Origin of the sequence: Saliterribacillus persicus, assembly GCF_003337485.1 — a bacterium.
Classification (GTDB): domain Bacteria; phylum Bacillota; class Bacilli; order Bacillales; family Amphibacillaceae; genus Saliterribacillus; species Saliterribacillus persicus.
This window is the reverse complement of sequence record NZ_QPJJ01000032.1, coordinates 1-1,740: the sequence shown is the minus strand read 5'-3', so window position 1 is coordinate 1,740 and position 1,740 is coordinate 1. Positions and strand designations below refer to the sequence as shown.

The window sequence follows — 1,740 nt, the reverse complement described above, 5'->3', positions numbered from 1 at the left end:
GGAGATGAATTAGCACTGAATTATAAAGTTAATGTATGAGTAAAAGGGCGGTCACTACTTGACCGTCTTTTTTGGCTTATTCAAGTAACGGGTGCTTTAGTTGAACAACGAGTTGTTTTAGTGTCGCAGCTCCTATTGCTTGTTGAGCTAGCATGAAAGGATTGTTTAACAAGGATGTTACTATCTCATGATAAAAATTGAATTAGATTATGTTTATGGAGGGAATTTATTGAAAAAAATAATTATTGGAATAGCTATTTTATTAGGACTTTGGTTAATACTTAATTTGGCTAATATCAATACCTCATATGTAATTCCAACTCTGATTGAATGGTCTACAAAATTTATACTTCCTTGGATTTTCCTTTATTGGTTTGTTAGATTAGTAAAAACACGAGAAAAATAATGAATTAAAAGAGGGATAATAAGTTTATTTAGCTAAAGCTTGCTTTAACACAATAAAATAAAACTTATTGTTGTTCAACTATAGGTCAAAATTGTGGAACAACGAGTTGAAAAAGGGGGAGGGAAATGAACTCTCACATTAAGGGAGAAATTAAATCACTAATAATCGTATTAAGCATCCTTCTCGCCTTATTCGTTGTTGTTTTGTTCTATTGGTATTTCATAAAGTCAGATTATAAAGGTGTAATAACAAACCTACAAGAAGAAAACTTTACTTTAGAACCGATAAATGCTGATGAAGAAGCAGAGTACAATGTATATAAAATCTATTTTAGCAAAAACACAAAAATAAGAGGAAAAGGAACCACTGTGGATGACCTAGATGAAAGACAGCAAATAAAAGTTTGGGTAGAGAAAATTAACAAACGTATGGTAGCAAATAAAATTAATATTATTGAAGAGTAATAATAATTTCTTTTCTATCTATATCAGCTAATAGATGCTCAGTACTTATTGCGCTAACTGGTGCAAGAGTTGAACAAGACTATCATTAATTTGGTGGTCTTTTTTGTGGGTGAAGTTTTGGAATATTATGTTAAAATTAAATTACTAAGATATTAAACTAACGAGCAGTTATCTGAAATAAGAACCACAATACTTTTAAGGGGGATTTTTGTAATGATGCACTATTATTATCCAATATCTTTTGGAACAAAAACTAAGACATTGGATTTAAACGAAGGTGCTAATAAAATCGGTGAAATAAAAGGATACCATGATAATCTTTTTAAAAAAATTATAGATAACATTGGTAATAGCTCGGTTATGTTTTTTCTTAAATATCAAATTAAAGATGGAGATAACAATATACGCTTTATTTCAAAAAACGGTGGTACATGGAAGAGAAAAGTATATATTACTTATTTTGAAAATAACGGTAAAGAACATGAAATAACAATGGTGGATACCAAACATTTTGATGGTTTTGGTGAAAAGGGAGTTCATTTTGAATATAAAGATAAAGATTTCATGCTATCGCAAAATCTTTTTGAACAAGCTGAACTATATATGCAAGACACATTGATAGCTGATTGGAAAATTCAAATTACTTCACGACAAGTGGTAGTGAATATGTATTATGATGATTTTATAGAGGATAAATATTTAGTTATAGGTCTCTTTCATGCTTGGTTCTACTAACAAAGTTAAAATTACGTGAGTAAATATTGTTTTATTTTTTGGTTCTAAGTCAAATGTTGGGGTGAGCTAAACGCTCACTCCTAATTTATGCAACCCGAACATTGATATTTTTATATTGATGATGCAATAACACTT

The 1,740-nt window shown here is 29.6% G+C and carries 3 protein-coding genes; all 3 read left to right on the top strand.

Features of this window, described 5'->3' with window-relative positions:
• Positions 1 to 229 precede the first annotated feature (229 nt).
• The 3 genes from DFR57_RS18060 (at position 230) to DFR57_RS18050 (ending at position 1,605) form a co-directional block, all read left to right on the top strand.
• The gene (locus DFR57_RS18060) at positions 230 to 406 is read left to right on the top strand and encodes a hypothetical protein (RefSeq protein ID WP_245937522.1); all 177 of its coding nucleotides are present in this window, start codon (positions 230 to 232) and stop codon (positions 404 to 406) included.
• Positions 407 to 531: 125 nt separating this feature from the next.
• A complete protein-coding gene (locus DFR57_RS18055; protein ID WP_114354617.1) occupies positions 532 to 870 on the top strand; it encodes a hypothetical protein in 339 nt (112 codons plus the stop codon).
• 213 nt (positions 871 to 1,083) lie between these two features.
• Positions 1,084 to 1,605: a tubby C-terminal domain-like protein gene (locus DFR57_RS18050; protein ID WP_114354616.1), complete on the top strand. Its 522-nt coding sequence runs from the start codon at positions 1,084 to 1,086 to the stop codon at positions 1,603 to 1,605.
• Positions 1,606 to 1,740 lie beyond the last annotated feature (135 nt).